This is a genomic window from Tritonibacter mobilis F1926 (assembly GCF_000376545.2).
In the GTDB taxonomy this organism is placed as follows: Bacteria; Pseudomonadota; Alphaproteobacteria; order Rhodobacterales; family Rhodobacteraceae; genus Epibacterium; species Epibacterium mobile.
In genome coordinates, this window is sequence record NZ_CP015230.1 from 3,066,746 (window position 1) to 3,083,846 (window position 17,101).

Here is a 17,101-nt window from a genome sequence, read left to right on the forward strand (position 1 = left end):
TGGCGCCATGACAAAACGCTCCGCGACCTGCCGACTGCCCAGCAGCGAGGCAACATCAGAATTGGCCCACAACATCGCCCGGATCCTCGTTCCGGGCGATGTTGTCTTGCTTGAAGGGCCCATTGGCGCCGGAAAAACCCATTTCGCCCGCAGCCTGATCCAGTCCCTAATGGACGTGCCCGAGGACGTACCCTCTCCGACCTTCACATTGGTTCAGACCTATGATGTTCCATCAGGTGAGTTGTGGCATGCAGATCTCTACCGGTTGTCGCATGTGGATGAGGTCGAAGAACTCGGGCTGATCGCCGCATTTGACGACGCAATCTGCCTGATTGAGTGGCCCGACAAACTTGACGATCTTTGCCCCGACGACGCACTCACGCTGCGCCTCTCGCTGGACGCGGAGATAGAAGACGCCCGACACGCGGAGTTCGTTTGGAGCGCTGAGAAATGGAACATTCGTCTCGAAGGGATCATGCCATGACCACGCGCGAGATAGAAATTGCGCGCTTTCTGGCCGCGCATGGCTATTCCAGCTGGAACGCTGCCCCACTCGCCGGTGATGCTTCCAGCCGCCGGTATCAACGGCTGACATCCCAAACAGGAGACAGCGCGGTCTTAATGGACTGGCCGCCCGTTGATGGAGGTGACACGCGGCCTTTTTCCGAGCTTGCTGAGTATTTGCGCACGCTTGACGTCTCGGCGCCTGCGATCCTCGCACAAGATCATGCGCAGGGTTTGCTGTTGATAGAAGATCTCGGCGATGCCCTGTTCACCGAAGTGATCGTCAGTGATCCGACGATGGAACTGCCACTTTACGAGGCTGCGGTGGATCTTCTGGTGCGTCTTCACGACGCGAAAGTGCCGGACTTGCCATCCCTAGAACCTCGTACCATGGCAGACATGACCGCGCTCGCGTTCAGCGAATACCGGTACACCATACTTGGTGATACCGCAGACCATATCCGCACGCAGTTTGAGCAGAGGTTTGAGGCAGTTTTACGCGATCATCTAGACGGCGATATGGTCTTTGTGCATCGCGATTTTCACGCCCAGAATCTGCTCTGGCTGCCGGAACGGCAAGGCATTGCCAAAGTCGGGGTCATCGACTTTCAGGACGCCAAAGCCGGTCATCGCGCCTATGATCTGGTGTCGCTGTTGCAGGATGCCCGCCGCGATGTCCCTGCTGGCGTCGAGATGCAGATGATTGACCACTATATTCGTAAAACGGGTGTGGATGAGTCCAGATTTGGCAGCGCCTATGCTGTGATCGGTGTTCAGCGCAATATGCGGATTCTTGGCATTTTTGCGCGCCTGTCGCAGCAATTTGGCAAACACCACTATATCGATCTTGTACCGCGCGTCTGGGATCATTTCGAACGCGGGCTGAGCCACCCCGCCCTCGCCAGCGTGGCGGAGGAGTTGCTCTCCGCCCTGCCCGCCCCAACCCCCGAGGCCATGGAAAGGCTGCGCGCATGACTGCCCCAACTGCTGTTATGATCTTTGCTGCCGGATTTGGCACCCGCATGGGCACGCTCACAGCCGACAGACCCAAGCCGATGATCCCCGTGGCAGGGCGGCCGCTGATTGATCATGCGCTGGATCTGGTCTCTGACATCTCGCCCCAGCGCGTTGTTATCAATACGCATTACAAGGCCGAAGTTCTGACAACCCATCTTGAGGGGCGTGATGTCCTCATCAGTCATGAGGAGGACGAAATCCTTGATACCGGTGGTGGACTGAAACAGGCGCGCGCCCTGCTCGATGCGACTTGCAGCTATACGCTGAACCCCGATGTAGCATGGCGAGGGCCCAATCCTCTCGTGGTGTTACGGGACGCTTGGCGACCGGAACACATGGATGCGTTGTTACTCTGCGTGCCGACCGCGCGCGCCGTGGGGCGATTGGGGGCCGGAGATTTCACAGCAAGTAACGCAGGTCACATCACCCGTGGTGGCGATCTCGTCTACACCGGTGCACAGATCATCAAACTCGACCAGCTCGATCGCATGACTGAAAAGGTTTTCTCCCTCAATGCCTTGTGGGACCTTCTCATTCCCGACGCACGCGTCTCGGCGGTTGAATACCCCGGCCACTGGTGCGACGTGGGCCGCCCCGAAGGTATCACCTTGGCCGAAGACATGATGGCACGCGCAGATGTTTGACCCCAGCCAGACCACGCCGCGTCTGTTCGCCGTTCCTTGTGGTGTGGATTTCCCGCGCGCGCTTGTTGAAGGGCTGAGCCAGAGATTTGCAGATCAGCCACCAGAGGCGCTGGCCCGGGTAGAGCTGATCCTGAACACAGAACGCATGCAGCGCCGGGTGCGTCAACTGTTCGACAGCGGCCCGGCGCGGCTTTTGCCGCGCATCTCGCTGCTCTCAGGCCTCAGCAAACAGGCCAATCTACGCGGTCTGCCCCCGGCATTGCCGCCGCTGCGCCGCCGGTTGGAGCTGTCACAACTGATTGCAAAACTCCTTGATGCGCAGCCCGATCTGGCGGCGCGCTCGTCGCTCTATGATCTCTCGGACAGTCTGGCCGAGTTGATCGACGAGATGCAAAGCGAAGGCGTAACCACCGACCAGATCCGCGCGCTGGATGTGTCTGATATGTCCGGGCACTGGAAACGCGCGCAGGACTTCATCGGCATCGCCGATCAGTTCGTCGAAATGCACGAAGGCGCACTCGATGTGAATGCGCGGCAACGGCAGGTGGTTCTGGATCTGATTGCGGAGTGGGAACACACGCCCCCGCAACACCCGATCATCCTGGCAGGCTCTACCGGGTCGCGTGGCACCACGCTCTTGCTGATGGAAGCCATTGCGCGCCTGCCGCAGGGCGCCGTGGTCCTGCCGGGGTTCGATTTTGACCAACCAGAGGACGTCTGGGACAGTCTGACCGACGGGTTGGTCGCCGAAGATCATCCGCAGTATCGGTTTTTCAAGTTGATGCGCGATCTTGATTTGCGCCCGCGCGACATTCGCGCTTGGGTCAACACGAAACCTGTTTCCCCACCGCGTAACAAGTTGATTTCGCTGGCTCTGCGCCCCGCGCCCGTGACCGATGCATGGATGAGCGAAGGCCCGCATCTGACCGATCTGGATCAAGCCACGGACGCGTTGACGCTCATCGAAGCCGCAAGCCCCCGGAGCGAGGCCTTGGCAATTGCCCTGCGTCTGCGTCAGGCCGCCGAGGACGGGCAGACGGCGGCATTGATCACACCGGATCGGATGCTTACACGTCAGGTCTCTGCCGCGCTGGATCGCTGGAACATCCTGCCGGACGATTCCGCGGGTCTGCCGCTACAACTGTCGCCACCGGGTCGATTCCTACGGCACGTGGCGGATCTGTTTTGTCGGCCCTTGCAGGCCGATATGCTGCTGACACTGCTGAAACACCCGTTGACTCACTCCGGCGAGGAGCGTGGTTTGCACCTGCTGCACACCCGCGATCTTGAACTTCATATGCGCCGCTACGGTCCGCCCTTCCCGGATCATGAGAGCCTGAGCGCCTTTGGAACCACGCGCGACCTGCAACCAGGCTGGTCTGACTGGCTCGCCCAGAGCTTTGCCGGACGCGAGCAGACGGGCCTGCGCGCATTGAGCGATTGGGTCGCTGACCTGCGTACGACCTCCGAGTTTATCGCTGCGGGGTCGCAAACAGGTGGAACTGGCGAACTCTGGGACAAGAAGACCGGACGCAAGGCGCTTGAGATTTTTGAAGAGCTTGAAGCCGAGGCACCTCATGGTGGCGAGATGACCGCCCGCGATTTTGCAGACCTTCTGGGCGCGCTTCTGTCACAAGGTGAAGTGCGTGATCGCGATGCGCCCTATGGGTCTATCATGATCTGGGGCACCCTAGAGGCACGGGTGCAGGGCGCCGATCTGGTCATTCTTGGCGGTCTGAATGAGGGAAGCTGGCCCGAAGCCGCAAGCCCCGATCCATGGCTCAACCGCAAACTCCGCCACGAGGCCGGTTTGCTCTTGCCAGAGCGGCGCATCGGTCTGTCGGCGCATGACTTCCAACAGGCCGTCGCGGCACCCGAAGTTTGGCTAACCCGTGCGGTGCGGTCCGAAGAGGCCGACACAGTGCCCTCACGCTGGCTCAATCGAATGACCAACCTCCTGGGTGGGTTGCCGGATCAGGGCGGTCAGGCCGCGCTGTCCGCGATGCGCATGCGGGGGCAAGTCTGGCTGGATTGGGCCAGCGTTCTGGATGCGCCGCAGCCCTCGCCGCTCAGTCCCCGGCCCTCGCCGCGCCCGCCGGTTGCGGCAAGGCCGCGTCGCCTGACTGTGACAGAGATTCCCAAACTGATCCGCGACCCTTATGCGATCTACGCCAAACACGTGTTGCGGTTGAAACCTGTGGACCCTTTGTTGCAGGAACCAGACGCCCTGCTGCGCGGCACCATCATCCATAAGATTCTGGAGGATTTCATAAAATCCGCTCAGGAACAGCCAGAGACCCTCACCGCCCGCGCGTTTATCGAACAATCACAGCGCACCCTAGAGGCGGAGGTGCCATGGCCGGTTGCCCGCACGCTCTGGCTGACACGCTTGAAAAAAGTAGCGGAGGATTTTGTCTCTGGTGAGCGGGAGCGCCAATTGCGTGCCCGCCCGTCGGGGTTTGAGAAATCCGGTCAGGTCCGCCTTGATCCCCTCGATTTCGAGATCGCCGCCAAGGCCGACAGGATTGATGTGGATGAGCGCGGCATGCTGCATCTTTATGACTATAAAACCGGGGATCCGCCGTCAGAAAAGCAGCAGAAATCCTTTGAAAAACAGCTCTTGATCGAGACCGCCATGGCGGAGCAAGGCGCATTCGAGGACTATGGCCCAGCGCGGGTGGAACGGTCGCTCTACATCGGGCTGAAGCCTCCGGTGAAAGAGGTCGCGGCCCCTATTCTGGATGAACCACCCGCCAAAGTCTGGGAAGAGTTGCGCAGCCTGATTGAGGCTTATTTTGACGCCGAACAGGGCTACAGCAGCCGCCGTATGGTGCACCGGGATGACTTTGCCGGGGATTACGACCACCTCGCCCGCTACGGCGAATGGGATCGCAGCTCGGACCCTGTGCCGGAGGATTTGACATGAGCCGCAACGCCGCGTCCGAGGCGCAGTTTCGCGCCGCCCGCCCCGATGCCTCCACATGGCTTGCGGCCAATGCCGGATCGGGCAAGACCAAGGTTCTGACCGACCGCGTCGCGCGGCTGTTGCTGCGCGGGGTGGAACCGCAACATATTCTCTGCCTGACCTACACAAAGGCCGCCGCCAGCGAGATGCAGAACCGGCTGTTTCAGCGCTTGGGGGAATGGGCGATGCTGCCCGACGCCAAACTGCGCGCAGCACTGGTGGACCTTGGTGCCGAAGATGCCTCTGTCGGGGATGGGCTGGCGCAGGCACGCACCCTCTTTGCGCGCGCGATCGAGACGCCCGGTGGTCTCAAGATCCAGACCATTCACTCGTTTTGTTCATCGCTTCTGCGCCGTTTCCCGCTGGAGGCCGGTGTCAGCCCGCAGTTTTCCGAAATGGAAGATCGCGCGGCCGCCATGCTGCGTGCGGAAATAACCGAGGATATGGCGCAAGGCCCCGACGCGCATGTGGTTGATGCTGCTTCATTTCATATCGGTGGTCTGGATTTTGAGAGCCTGACAGCCGAGATTTGTCGCAGGCAAGCTGGATTTGACCCCGACCTCGACCGCAATGCGCTGGGTGAAGTGTTCGAACTGCCCGCTGGCTATGATCTGGAGGCGCTGAGAGCCGAGGTGTTTCTCGGCAATGAGGCCGACATCCTGTCCCGCACCATCGAGATGCTGAAAACCGGCGGGGCGACGGATGCCAAGAACGCCGAGAAACTCGCGCGGATTTCCTCCGTCACACCGGAGATCCTGCCGATTCTGGAGGATGTGTTCCTCACCGGGAAAAGCGCAAAAGAACCCTTCAGCGCCAAGATCGGCAGCTTTCCCACCAAAAAACTCCGCGAAAGCCATGGCACGCTGATGGATCAGCTGGAGCCCTTCATGGCGCGGGTCGAAACAGCCCGCCCCCGTCGCCTGGCGCTGGATGCGATGGAGAAATCGCTCGTCCTTCATGATTTTGCCCGAGTGTTCCTGCCGGAATATGAGCGGCGCAAACAGCTGCGGGGCTGGCTTGATTTCGACGACCTGATCGTCAAGGCGCGCAACCTTCTGAATGATCCAGCGGTCGCGGCTTGGGTGCTCTATCGGCTGGACGGCGGCATCGACCATATCCTTGTGGATGAGGCCCAGGACACCAGTCCGGTGCAATGGGATGTGGTGGAAAAACTGGCGCAGGAGTTCACCGCTGGTGAAGGCGCTCGCGCTGATGTTGAGCGCACAATTTTTGTGGTCGGCGACAAGAAACAGTCGATCTATTCCTTTCAAGGGGCCGACCCGGATGCCTTTGATCGCATGCAGGTGGAGTTCGGGCGCAGGCTCGAGGAGACCGGCGAGGGATTGCAGAACGCAAGTCTTGCGTTTTCATTCCGCTCCTCTGCGGCGATCCTTGGTCTGGTTGACGTGGTGTTTGATGGTCAGGATCGCGCCGGGTTTGCGCGCGACGCCAAACACCAGGCGTTTAAATCCGACCTGCCGGGCCGGGTGGACCTGTGGCCGCTGGTGGAAAAGACAGAGGATGAGGAAGATCGCGATTGGACGGACCCGGTCGACCGTCCCAGCCCACGCCACCATTCCGTAATCCTCGCAGAGCGGATCGCCGGACAGATCAAGGAGATGATCGACAGCGGCGTCACCATCCCCGAAGATGGCCCAGAGCGTGGCACGTTCCAGCGCCGCCCCGTACATGCGGGCGATTTCCTGATCCTTGTGCAGCGCCGGTCGGACCTATTTTCCGAGATCATTCGCGCCTGCAAGGCCGCCGGGCTGCCAATCGCGGGCGCTGACCGCCTCAAGGTTGGGGCCGAGCTGGCTGTGAAGGATATTGCAGCCTTGCTGCGCTTCCTCGCGCTGCCCGAGGATTCTCTGTCACTTGCCGAAGCTTTGAAATCACCGATCTTTGGCTGGAGCGAGCAACAGCTCTTTGACCTCGCGCATCGACGCACAGAGATGCACCTCTGGCCTGCTTTGCGTGCGCGATCTGAGGCATTCCCCGAGATCATGGCGATCCTCGATGATCTTCGGAGTCAGGCGGATTTCCTGCGCCCCTATGATCTGATCGAACGTATCCTGACCCGCCATCTGGGCCGTGCAAAATTGCTGGGGCGTCTTGGCACCGAGGCGGAGGATGGCATCAATGCGCTGTTGTCGCAGGCCTTGGCCTATGAACGCACGGAGGTGCCAAGCCTGACCGGGTTCCTTGTCTGGATGCAGACCGATGATCTGGAGATCAAGCGCCAGATGGGGGCTGCCAGTTCGATGATCCGGGTGATGTCGGTGCATGGCTCCAAGGGGCTGGAGGCCCCTATCGTGATCCTGCCCGACACCACCAAGCGCCGCCCCTCGCCCGCGCCAGAGGTGATGGAGGTCGAAGGCACGCCCCTATGGCGCATGAGCAGTGACCAGATGCCACCAGCCATGGATGCCGCCCGCGCGTTTGCGCAGGAAAAACAGGCCAACGAACGGTTGCGACTGCTCTATGTGGCGCTGACGCGGGCGGAAAAATGGCTGATCGTCGCCGGGGCCGGTGATCTCGATAAGGGGGGAGACAGCTGGTATCAGCGGGTTGAAGCGGCCCTGAAAACCATGGGCGCCCTGCCCTTTGACGCGCCCGGCGGAGACGGCTTGAGGTGGGCGCATGGGGACTGGAATGCCCCGCCGTTTGTACCGTCCGATCTGACCGAAGAAGAAGAGATCACGCTGCCAGACGTCTTTCGCCGCGCAGCCCCCGCCTATGTTGCGCCCACAGCAACCCTGCGCCCGTCCGAGGATCTGGGCGGGGCCAAGGCCTTGCCCGGTGACAGTGGCCTCAGCGAAGAGGAGGCCAAGGCCCGTGGCACAGCACTGCACCTCCTGCTCGAACATCTGCCGAATGTGCCGCAGGCAGATTGGGACAGTCGCGCCGAACATATCGCGCAGCATGTCGACTGGCAGGGCCTCCTAATTGAGGCACGTCAGGTGCTCTCTTCGCCCAAGTGCAAAGAGATATTCGCACCCACGACACTTGCAGAGGTGCCCATCACCGCAAATCTGGGCGATACTCGCATGCATGGCATTATCGACCGGCTGGTGGTGACGCCAGACCGGGTGCTTGCGGTTGATTTCAAATCTAACGCGGTTGTCCCCCAAAGCCCCGAAACCTGCCCCGAAGGGCTGTTGCGGCAGATGGGGGCCTATGATGCCGCACTGCGCCAGATCTATCCGGATCGTCAGATTGAGACCGCAATCCTGTGGACGCGCACTGCCACTCTGATGTCGCTTCCGGTCACCTTGATCACACAGGCGCGTGAACGCGCTGGTTTCCAGCGGCTGGAACCTTGACGTCGCCTGCTCGCGTCCATAGGTTCCGGGTCCAGTTGCCAAACTTCTCAGGAGACATACCCATGTCCACCGTAGCCGTTACCGACGCGACCTTCGACGCCGAAGTCAAGAATTCCGATGTCCCCGTTGTGGTGGACTTCTGGGCCGAATGGTGCGGCCCCTGTAAACAGATCGGCCCCGCTCTCGAAGAGCTGGCAGCCGAATACGGCGACAAGGTGAAAATCGCCAAAGTCGACGTTGACAGCAACCCGAACGCCGCCGCCGCAATGGGCGTGCGTGGCATTCCTGCGCTCTTCGTCTTTAAGGATGGCCAGGTGGTATCAAACCGCGCAGGTGCCGCACCCAAAGCTGCACTCAAAAGCTGGATTGACGAATCCATCTGATCTGCCAGCCAGATATGAAATAGAGAAAGGCGCGTCCCGAGGGAGGCGCCTTTTTTCATGGCGGATCGGCTCGCCAGCCCCTGACAAAGGAAAAGCCGCCCTGCGTCAGGACGGCTCTTACTTTACCGGATATGTCATCGAGCGTTACAGCGCGGCAATGTCGGCACGGGTCAGGCCGATGTCTTCCAGTTGGTCGTCGCTCAGCTCGGACAGAGCTTTGCGGGTAATGCGTGCTTCATTCCAGTCAGCGAAGTTGCTGCGCAGGTTGAAGAAGAAGTCGACTGCGCGCAGAACTGCGACGGAGCCGGCCGGTGCAATAACGTTGCTTGCGTTTGCCATGATCGTGTTCCTTGATGGTTCCAGCCGACACCTTGTCGGTTGTTGATGCTCATGTACGATCGTGCAGCGAGTCTCACAATTGCCTATTCTTCAGCCCCGTCTTGCACCCAGTGCATAGCAATTAAGCAGTTATTAAACTTTACACCCAGCCCTTTGAACCACCCTGATCGGCCCCTGCCCTTGCGGCGGACTGGCGATACTTCCATATAGGTCAGCAAAGAAACGGAGGCTTTTATGGCAGAGGATCAATTCCCCGGCTGGCACGGCACCACAATCATCGGAGTCCGTAAAGGGGATGAGGTTGTGGTTGCAGGTGACGGACAGGTGTCGCTGGGACAGACCGTGATTAAGGGCAGTGCGCGCAAGGTGCGCAGGCTGTCGCCCGGCGGATATGATGTCGTGGCGGGTTTTGCCGGTTCAACCGCCGATGCCTTCACCCTGCTGGAGCGGCTCGAAGCCAAGCTGGAGGCAACTCCCGGACAGCTTCAGCGCGCAAGTGTTGAGCTGGCCAAAGACTGGCGCACCGATAAATACCTGCAAAAACTTGAGGCCATGCTGATCGTCACGGATGGCAAGGAGCTCTATGTCATCACTGGCGCAGGTGACGTGCTGGAGCCGGAACATGACGTGGCTGCAATCGGGTCGGGCGGAAACTTCGCGCTGGCTGCGGCGCGAGGCATGATGGACAGCGACCGTGATGCAGAAACAGTGGCCCGTGACGCAATGGCGATCGCCTCAGACATCTGCGTCTACACCAACGGAAACCTCACGGTGGAGCGTATCAGTAAATGATATCGCGCGATGATCTCAGGGCGGCTGTCGGCTCCGGACTACTGTCCGAAGCGCAGGCGGCGTCTTTGTCAGCACTCGCAGACAGCCGACGCGGTGCGCGCGAGGATCTTGCGCCGGGGGATGAGCCGTTTGAGCTGTTCAAGGGCTTCAATGAGATCTTTATCGTCGTTGGCCTCGTGATCCTCGCGATGGGTTGGGTCGCGGTCAACACCGCATCCATGCTCACTGAGATCGTCAATTATCGCACTCAGGCCACTTCGGCTGCTCTGTTTGGTGCGGTGATCCTTTGGGGACTTTCCGAATATTTTATTCGCCGCCGCCGCATGGTCGCCCCCGCCATCGCCCTGTCGGTGATGTTTGCCGGAAACGCCGCAACCGGGTTCATCGCGCAATACGCCCAGCCCTTCATGATCGCGCAGGAGGATTATTCGTCCTTGCCGATGGCCCTAGGGCTTTCGACGCTGGCGCTTTTTGTGTTCTGGGGCCGGTTTCGTGTGCCCTTTGCCATGGCGCTGATCGCGCTTGGCTTGTTCGCGGTTGCCCTAATCGTTGCAGCCGATCAATCGGGCGTCCCCACCGAGTTGGGTGATCTGTTCCTGCTGAGTGCCAATGGCCCGTTTGCATGGATCACATTGGCCGTGGGCCTGTTGGTCTTTGCGGTCGCCATGGCCTTTGACCTCAGTGATCCCCACCGCGTGACCCGCCGTTCCGCCCAGGGCTTCTGGCTGCATGTGGTGGCTGCCCCCGCGCTGGTGAATACCATCGCGCTGTCGCTCCTTGAACGCGATCAAGGGTTGGTGCTTGCACTGGTTCTTGGCTTCTTCGCGCTCATTGCCATCGTGATTGACCGGCGGTCGTTCCTGATTACCGCCATCGGCTATATTGTAGCTCTGAGTACAACCGTCTTCGACAGCGAGGGCACCGGGATCAGTATCCTGATGCTTGGCGTGGTTCTGGTGATCCTTGGTGCCTTCTGGGCCCGGATTCGCGCAATGCTGCTCTCGCTCTTATCTGGTGTGCTGCCGCTTCATCGGCTGCCACCTTCTCACTGACCTCAAGGGATAGACATGACTGATCTGACCCCCCGCGAAATCGTTTCCGAACTCGACCGGTTCATTATCGGCCAAAAGGACGCCAAGCGCGCTGTCGCCGTGGCCCTGCGCAACCGCTGGCGGCGCAAACAGTTGCCGGATGATCTGCGCGACGAGGTGCATCCAAAGAACATCCTGATGATCGGCCCCACCGGCGTCGGCAAAACCGAAATCTCGCGCCGTCTGGCCAAACTCGCCCGCGCGCCTTTCATCAAGGTAGAGGCCACCAAGTTCACAGAGGTTGGATATGTCGGTCGCGACGTTGAGCAGATCGTGCGTGATCTGGTGGACACGGCCATCGTGCAGACCCGCGACCACATGCGTGAGGACGTGAAGGCAAAGGCGCATCAAGCTGCCGAAGACCGCGTCCTCGAAGCGATCGCAGGTAGCGACGCCCGCGAGAGCACGCTGGAGATGTTTCGAAAGAAACTCAAAGCGGGTGAGCTGGACGACACGGTGATTGAATTGGATATCGCCGATACCTCCAATCCAATGGGCGGTATGTTTGAAATTCCCGGTCAGCCGGGCGCAAACATGGGGATGATGAACCTCGGCGATCTGTTTGGCAAAGCCATGGGCGGGCGCACCACGCGCAAAAAACTCACTGTATCAGAGAGTTATGATGTGCTTATCGGTGAAGAAGCCGACAAGCTCTTGGACGATGAAACCGTCAACAAAGCGGCCCTCGAAGCAGTTGAGCAGAACGGCATCGTCTTCCTTGATGAGATCGACAAAGTCTGCGCCCGTACCGACGCACGCGGTGGCGATGTGAGCCGCGAGGGTGTGCAGCGTGACCTGTTGCCGCTGATTGAAGGCACCACCGTCAGCACCAAACATGGCCCGGTCAAAACCGACCACATCCTGTTTATTGCCTCCGGGGCGTTCCATATCGCGAAACCCTCGGATCTACTGCCGGAACTTCAGGGTCGCCTGCCGATCCGCGTCAACCTGCGCGCCCTCAGCGAAGAGGATTTTGTGCGTATCCTGACCGAAACCGATAACGCGCTGACCCGTCAGTATGAGGCGCTTTTGGGAACGGAAAAGGTCAAAGTCACCTTCACCAAAGAGGGCATCCATGCGCTTGCCCAGATCGCAGCGGAGGTGAACCACACTATTGAGAACATAGGTGCACGGCGTCTTTATACGGTGATGGAACGGGTCTTTGAGGAAATCTCCTTTGCCGCACCGGACCGTTCTGGTGAGGAAATCACCGTGGACGAGGCCTTTGTGAACAAGAACCTGGGCGAATTGACCAAGTCTACCGATCTCAGCCGCTACGTCCTCTGACGAATATCGCTATCGGTGGCTAGACCTTTGCGCATCATTCGCTACCTTGCCCGAGACTGGTTCCGGGTGGGGTCGGCGTTTGATGGGCGAGGGGTCATGACATGAAAAAAAGCGTGCTGGCGCTTTGCGTCTCGCTCTTGCTCGCGGCCTGTGCTGATCGCGATCTGATGCCCATTGTACCAGAGGCGGTAAACATCGGCACACCTTATACGGTTTTCTCCACCACCACCCGAGAGCAAGAGGCAGATGGCACCTTTGGGTTTCGTCGGTCTGAGGAACTCAGGATGGTGGAAATGACCGTCACCATCCCCCCAAGCCACAGCCCGGGAGAGCTCTCTTACCGGTACAAGAACCCAGATCCGCGTAAAAACTTCACCATCGCTCAGGAGCTCCCCGTCGATAGCGTCAGCGACCTGCGCGCACGGTTTCTGCGTGAGCAACGCGAGAACAACTGGCCATTGCGCGAGGTGACGATCTTTGTGCATGGCTACAACAGCACCCATCCGGAAACGGCTTATCGCGCCGCGCAAATGGCCCATGATGTAAAGCTACCCGGATCACTGGTGATGTATTCCTGGCCCAGCCGTGGACGCGCCTTTGGTTATGCCTATGACATCGACAGTATGCTTTTTGCTCGGGACGGGCTGGAAGAAACCGTGCGCCGGGTGAAACAGGCCGGTGCTGAGCGTATCATCCTCGTAGCGCATTCCATGGGGACGGCGCTCGCAATGGAAATGCTCCGGCAGGCCGATTTGCGCAACCCCGGTTGGGCTGCACGCACATTGAACGGTGGGGTGATCCTCATTTCGCCTGATCTGGATGTGGATGTGTTTGACAGTCAGATGATGGATCTCAAACGCGTACCGCAACCCTTTGCGGTCATGGTCTCGGAAAAGGACCGCATTCTCAATATCTCTGGTCGCCTGCGTGGCACCAGTCAGGGTGAGCGACTAGGTAACATCAAATCAGCCGACCGGCTTGAGAGATGGCCAATCGAAGTGATCGACCTGACCGCATTCAACGCCGATGCCGCATCAGGGCATTTCGTGGCGGCAACATCTCCTAGTTTGCTGGCTGTTTTACGATCCGCCAGCAATGTCAGCAGGGTGTTTGGCCCCGTCGACCCCAACTTATTACAGCAAATCCTGCCGCAATCTCAGACGATTACCAATGAACATGGAAAGCTGATGCTAGAGCGGCAACAGCGCCGAGAAGAGCGCTAACCCTTAGCGGATACGGCGCAGATAGACATAATAGGCCCCTTCGCCGCCATGGCTGATATGGGCAGGCGTCACCTGCAATACCGCCTGTGCCAGTGGCTGCAGAGCGAGCCATTGGGGAACCTGATGGCGCAACACGCCCCGCGGCACCGGCATCGGTCCCGGCTCATCACGATCTTTGCCCTTGCCGGTAATCACAAGAACCAGCCGTTTGTTGGACGCCTGCGCTGACAGAATAAAACTGGTCAGCGCCCCATGCGCCGACTCCATCCGCATCCCGTGAAGGTCCAGTTTCCCCTCAGGTTTGAGTTTTCCGCGCTTCATCCGACGAAAGGCTTTTTCGTCCATCCGCAACGGATCGCTGGCAAGTTTACGAGAGGGCGAGGCCTTCAAATCATGACCGGGCAATTTTCCACGGGCCTTACTGCCGACCTCGAAATGCGGCAGCGACGCCGGGGCTGCACGATGCGGTTTCGGCTTTGGCTTTGGGGCAGGGGGATCGGCATGATCCCCGCCTTTTTTCTCGCGGTCAGCGTGCAAGCGCTCCGCGTGCTTTACGACCTTCTGCCAGAGGTCGATTTCATCGTCTGTCAGTTTGCGCCGGGTCATTACAGATCGTCCGGCAACATGGCATAGGCGCGCTGGATTGGCATCAAGACCAGCATCCGTCCGGGATCGCGCAGTTGCCCGGCCTTGCGCCCAGCCTCATCGCCAGCGCCAAAGAAAATATCAGCGCGCTGCGACCCCTTGATGGCAGAGCCAGTATCCTGAGCGATCATAAGTCGCCGCAACTTCGACTGACCGTTCTTTTCAACCCATACCGGTGCGCCAAGCGGCGTGAACGCCGGGTCGATCGCAATCGAGCGCATCGGCGTTATTGAGCGGTTCATAGCCCCCAAGGGTCCACGGTTTGCGGGTACTTTGCGGACCTCCCGGAAGAACACGTATGAAGGGTTGTGCATCAAAAGCTCTCGCCCCGGACCCGGATTGCGTCGGACCCAATTCTGGATCACCTGCGCACTCACCTGATGCAGGTTATAGATCCCGCGGCGCACCAATTCTTGTCCAATAGAACGATAGGGATGCCCGTTTGCCCCGCCATACCCGATCCGAATGGTCGATCCGTCTTCCATCTTAATGCGGCCAGATCCCTGAATTTGTAGGAAAAACAACTCCACCGGATCGTCAACCCACGCGATTTCCAAGCCTCTGCCTTCCATCACGCCAGAGGTAAGGATATCGCGCCGCGTGAGCCACAATGACGTCTGGCGCGCCTCTGGCGGCATTCGATAAACCGGATATTGATAGCGCCCCCCGCGATATCGTGCGCCGCGAAGTTCAGGTTCAAAATATCCGGTGAACAGACCCGCCTTACCGTCCTCGATCAAAACCGGGCGGAAAAACAGTTCGAAAAACGCACGCGCGCCGCTGTCATCAGCGTTTTGCGCCATGGCACAGAGCGACCGCCAGTCTGCTCCATCCATGTCCATGCAGGTTTCCCTAAAAACGCGAAGGGCCTCGACATGGTTGTCGAGGTCCCAATCAGAGAGTTCGCTGAACTCCAGAATACGAAGGGACGGACCCGTCTCGGCTCGCGCACCGGCGCCGGAACATAAGGCTGCGATCAGAAAAACCGCGCCAAGTCCACGCCGGAGCGCCCCCGTCATGCGTCCGTTGCCACCAGCAGCCAGTTCGGATCGCCTGTGCCCATCTGACGCGAGAAGGTCCAAGTGTCCTTCTGGCGTTTGACCGCTTTGGGATCACCCTCGACAATTTCACCAGCACGGTTGCGCACCGCAGATGTCAGCTCACCCACAAAACGCACGGTTACTTCGGCCGTGGAGGTGGCAGCATCGAAGGTTGCATCAACGATGGTGGTCTCACGCACGCCGATAAACTCAGCCTCAATGGTCAATCCCTGATCTTCACGCGCAGAAACTGCGTCGACAAAGCTCTGGAAAATCTCTTCGGAGATGAAGGGTTGAATTCCGTCGAGTTCGCCGGTTTCAAAGCCCATAAGGATCATCTCATAAGCACCACGGGCACCTTGAACAAATTCCGCCACCTGAAAGGAGGAATCCGCGCGTTTCATATCGCTCAACGCCTGCGCTTGCGGGCTGCCTTCATCGACGTAGGCAACAATGTCATCGTCGGGGCTGCCTTCGATCACTTCAAATTTGCGCTGCGGCGCGGGGGCTTCATTGTTCGCGAGTGGGGGCTTTTCAAACCCTTCACGTGTGCCCAGAACGCTTTTCAGGCGCAGGATCAAAAAAACCGCGATGCCAGCAAGGACCAAAAGCTCAATCAAGGGCGACTCCATTTGTACCTCATCGTCCAACAGGACCTGTCGATTTGAAACCGACGTGTTCTGCTCTTATGTAGGTGACAGGCGGGACCAAGTCCACCGTTCTGCCCTAAGGAGAGGACGCCTATCATGCCACTTTTTCTGGCTTTTCTGCTGGTACCAATCATTGAAATCGCCCTGTTCATACAAGTCGGCGGTCTGATTGGCCTGTGGCCAACACTTGGTATCGTGATTTTGACCGCAGTTTTGGGCACTTGGCTGGTCAGAACACAGGGTCAGTTGGCCCTTGGACAGTTGCGTGGCTCGTTTGAACATCTCTCCGATCCAACGGAACCACTGGCTCATGGTGCAATGATCTTGCTTGCTGGTGCGCTCCTACTGACACCCGGATTTTTTACGGATGCTTTCGGTTTTCTGCTGTTGGTACCCGGATTTCGCACACGGGCCTTTGCCTATCTAAAGTCAAAAGTGACCGTCGCGTCGTTTCAGATGGGGCCCGATCCACGTCAACAGCCCCCACGCCGACATGGTGATCCGCGCGGAGACGTCATTGACGGTGATTACGAGGATGTCACACCACGTCCGCGCCGGGATGAGCCTTCGGGTTGGGTAGAAGGCCCGAAATAAGACTTTGAGCATGGCTCCCCAAGCTGTTAAGCACGCTGCGACACGTTAAATTCAGGAGATTTCCATGGCCGAAAATGGCGCAGCCGAAGGCACAGGTCAGCCGCAAGTCCAGATGAACATCCTCGGACAATTCATTCGCGATCTGTCCTTTGAAAATGTCATGGCGCAAAAAGGCGTTGGTGGCGAAGTTCAACCGGACGTGAACGTTCAGGTTGCCCTCGATGCCAAGAAGCGCAGCACCGAAAACCAGTACGAAGTCATCACCAAGCTGACCATCGAGTCCAAGAACAAAGCCGGTGGCGAAGTTCTGTTTGTGCTTGAGCTGGAATATGTTGGTATCTTCAACATCTCTGGTGTCCCAGAAGATCAGCTGCACCCGTTCTTGCTGATCGAATGCCCGCGCATGCTGTTCCCGTTCCTGCGTCGCATCGTCTCTGACATCAGCCGCGACGGTGGTTTCCCGCCGCTGAACCTCGACAACATCGATTTTGTTGCGATTTACCGCAATGAACTCGCTCGTCGTCAGGCGGAAGCACCCACCGAGACCCCGAACTGATCCTGAGCGTTCAGTATCGGCGAGATTCAGGCGCTGCGACCACGGGTC

General features: G+C 59.1%; 16 protein-coding genes. 12 read left to right on the forward strand and 4 right to left on the reverse strand.

The features are described from left to right. Positions 1-7: 7 nt before the first annotated feature. The 6 genes from tsaE to trxA all read left to right on the forward strand — a co-directional run bounded on the left by tsaE (position 8) and on the right by trxA (position 8,836). Positions 8-484: a tRNA (adenosine(37)-N6)-threonylcarbamoyltransferase complex ATPase subunit type 1 TsaE gene (gene tsaE, locus K529_RS14485; RefSeq protein ID WP_005627572.1), complete on the forward strand. Its 477-nt coding sequence runs from the start codon at positions 8-10 to the stop codon at positions 482-484. After that, entirely contained in the window at positions 481-1,479 is a 999-nt protein-coding gene (locus tag K529_RS14490) for an aminoglycoside phosphotransferase family protein (RefSeq protein ID WP_005627574.1), read from the forward strand. The genes tsaE and K529_RS14490 overlap by 4 nt, the downstream gene beginning before the upstream one ends. After that, complete coding sequence (locus K529_RS14495; protein ID WP_005627577.1) at positions 1,476-2,165, forward strand: nucleotidyltransferase family protein; 690 nt, start codon at positions 1,476-1,478, stop codon at positions 2,163-2,165. The genes K529_RS14490 and K529_RS14495 overlap by 4 nt, the downstream gene beginning before the upstream one ends. Next, positions 2,158-5,091, forward strand: a complete 2,934-nt coding sequence (addB, locus tag K529_RS14500) for a double-strand break repair protein AddB (protein ID WP_046002032.1) — start codon at positions 2,158-2,160, stop codon at positions 5,089-5,091. Before K529_RS14495 ends, addB begins: the two co-directional genes overlap by 8 nt. After that, on the forward strand, positions 5,088-8,453 hold the full coding sequence (gene addA, locus K529_RS14505; protein WP_046002033.1) for a double-strand break repair helicase AddA: 3,366 nt from the start codon (positions 5,088-5,090) through the stop codon (positions 8,451-8,453). Before addB ends, addA begins: the two co-directional genes overlap by 4 nt. 62 nt (positions 8,454-8,515) lie before the next feature. Beyond that, positions 8,516-8,836, forward strand: coding sequence for a thioredoxin (gene trxA / locus K529_RS14510; RefSeq protein WP_005616100.1), 321 nt, complete (start codon positions 8,516-8,518; stop codon positions 8,834-8,836). Between the two features lie 144 nt (positions 8,837-8,980). Here trxA and K529_RS14515 read toward each other — a convergent pair whose 3' ends face one another. Next, a complete protein-coding gene (locus K529_RS14515) occupies positions 8,981-9,175 on the reverse strand; it encodes a DUF1127 domain-containing protein (RefSeq protein ID WP_005616102.1) in 195 nt (64 codons plus the stop codon). A gap of 234 nt (positions 9,176-9,409) precedes the next feature. Here K529_RS14515 and hslV point away from each other — a divergent pair, with 234 nt between their 5' ends. The 4 genes from hslV to K529_RS14535 all read left to right on the forward strand — a co-directional run bounded on the left by hslV (position 9,410) and on the right by K529_RS14535 (position 13,568). Next, a complete protein-coding gene (gene hslV / locus K529_RS14520; protein ID WP_005616104.1) occupies positions 9,410-9,967 on the forward strand; it encodes an ATP-dependent protease subunit HslV in 558 nt (185 codons plus the stop codon). Then, a complete protein-coding gene (locus K529_RS14525) occupies positions 9,964-11,019 on the forward strand; it encodes a hypothetical protein (protein WP_005616105.1) in 1,056 nt (351 codons plus the stop codon). Before hslV ends, K529_RS14525 begins: the two co-directional genes overlap by 4 nt. Positions 11,020-11,034: 15 nt before the next feature. Continuing rightward, positions 11,035-12,345, forward strand: a complete 1,311-nt coding sequence (gene hslU, locus K529_RS14530) for an ATP-dependent protease ATPase subunit HslU (RefSeq protein WP_005616107.1) — start codon at positions 11,035-11,037, stop codon at positions 12,343-12,345. 101 nt (positions 12,346-12,446) lie between these two features. Further along, the gene (locus K529_RS14535; RefSeq protein ID WP_005616110.1) at positions 12,447-13,568 is read left to right on the forward strand and encodes an alpha/beta hydrolase; all 1,122 of its coding nucleotides are present in this window, start codon (positions 12,447-12,449) and stop codon (positions 13,566-13,568) included. A gap of 3 nt (positions 13,569-13,571) precedes the next feature. Here the strand turns inward: K529_RS14535 and K529_RS14540 are convergent, their stop codons facing one another. From K529_RS14540 to K529_RS14550, 3 genes are read right to left on the reverse strand one after another with little or no spacing between them, the layout of a single operon-like run. Then, the gene (locus K529_RS14540) at positions 13,572-14,174 is read right to left on the reverse strand and encodes a Smr/MutS family protein (protein WP_005616113.1); all 603 of its coding nucleotides are present in this window, start codon (positions 14,172-14,174) and stop codon (positions 13,572-13,574) included. Beyond that, positions 14,174-15,232 (reverse strand): murein transglycosylase A, encoded by a 1,059-nt coding sequence (mltA, locus tag K529_RS14545; protein ID WP_005616115.1) that lies wholly within the window; start codon positions 15,230-15,232, stop codon positions 14,174-14,176. The genes K529_RS14540 and mltA overlap by 1 nt, the downstream gene beginning before the upstream one ends. Next, positions 15,229-15,885 carry a Tim44/TimA family putative adaptor protein gene (locus tag K529_RS14550; protein WP_005616118.1) on the reverse strand — a complete coding sequence of 219 codons (657 nt, stop codon included), beginning with the start codon at positions 15,883-15,885 and terminating at the stop codon, positions 15,229-15,231. The genes mltA and K529_RS14550 overlap by 4 nt, the downstream gene beginning before the upstream one ends. A gap of 114 nt (positions 15,886-15,999) precedes the next feature. Between K529_RS14550 and K529_RS14555 the strand changes: the two genes are divergently transcribed. Continuing rightward, the gene (locus tag K529_RS14555) at positions 16,000-16,497 is read left to right on the forward strand and encodes an FxsA family protein (RefSeq protein ID WP_005616121.1); all 498 of its coding nucleotides are present in this window, start codon (positions 16,000-16,002) and stop codon (positions 16,495-16,497) included. A 64-nt stretch (positions 16,498-16,561) separates the two neighbouring features. After that, on the forward strand, positions 16,562-17,053 hold the full coding sequence (gene secB, locus K529_RS14560; RefSeq protein WP_005616123.1) for a protein-export chaperone SecB: 492 nt from the start codon (positions 16,562-16,564) through the stop codon (positions 17,051-17,053). Positions 17,054-17,101: the final 48 nt, after the last annotated feature.

Excerpts from the sequence above, each read along its gene's own strand:
- tsaE (WP_005627572.1), top strand. The coding sequence starts at position 8 with ATGACAAAACGCTCCGCGACCTGCCGACTGCCCAGCAGCGAGGCAACA.
- K529_RS14490 (WP_005627574.1), top strand. The coding sequence starts at position 481 with ATGACCACGCGCGAGATAGAAATTGCGCGCTTTCTGGCCGCGCATGGC.
- K529_RS14495 (WP_005627577.1), top strand. The coding sequence starts at position 1,476 with ATGACTGCCCCAACTGCTGTTATGATCTTTGCTGCCGGATTTGGCACC.
- addB (WP_046002032.1), top strand. The coding sequence starts at position 2,158 with ATGTTTGACCCCAGCCAGACCACGCCGCGTCTGTTCGCCGTTCCTTGT.
- addA (WP_046002033.1), top strand. The coding sequence starts at position 5,088 with ATGAGCCGCAACGCCGCGTCCGAGGCGCAGTTTCGCGCCGCCCGCCCC.
- trxA (WP_005616100.1), top strand. The coding sequence starts at position 8,516 with ATGTCCACCGTAGCCGTTACCGACGCGACCTTCGACGCCGAAGTCAAG.
- K529_RS14515 (WP_005616102.1), bottom strand. The coding sequence starts at position 9,175 with ATGGCAAACGCAAGCAACGTTATTGCACCGGCCGGCTCCGTCGCAGTT.
- hslV (WP_005616104.1), top strand. The coding sequence starts at position 9,410 with ATGGCAGAGGATCAATTCCCCGGCTGGCACGGCACCACAATCATCGGA.
- K529_RS14525 (WP_005616105.1), top strand. The coding sequence starts at position 9,964 with ATGATATCGCGCGATGATCTCAGGGCGGCTGTCGGCTCCGGACTACTG.
- hslU (WP_005616107.1), top strand. The coding sequence starts at position 11,035 with ATGACTGATCTGACCCCCCGCGAAATCGTTTCCGAACTCGACCGGTTC.
- K529_RS14535 (WP_005616110.1), top strand. The coding sequence starts at position 12,447 with ATGAAAAAAAGCGTGCTGGCGCTTTGCGTCTCGCTCTTGCTCGCGGCC.
- K529_RS14540 (WP_005616113.1), bottom strand. The coding sequence starts at position 14,174 with ATGACCCGGCGCAAACTGACAGACGATGAAATCGACCTCTGGCAGAAG.
- mltA (WP_005616115.1), bottom strand. The coding sequence starts at position 15,232 with ATGACGGGGGCGCTCCGGCGTGGACTTGGCGCGGTTTTTCTGATCGCA.
- K529_RS14550 (WP_005616118.1), bottom strand. The coding sequence starts at position 15,885 with ATGGAGTCGCCCTTGATTGAGCTTTTGGTCCTTGCTGGCATCGCGGTT.
- K529_RS14555 (WP_005616121.1), top strand. The coding sequence starts at position 16,000 with ATGCCACTTTTTCTGGCTTTTCTGCTGGTACCAATCATTGAAATCGCC.
- secB (WP_005616123.1), top strand. The coding sequence starts at position 16,562 with ATGGCCGAAAATGGCGCAGCCGAAGGCACAGGTCAGCCGCAAGTCCAG.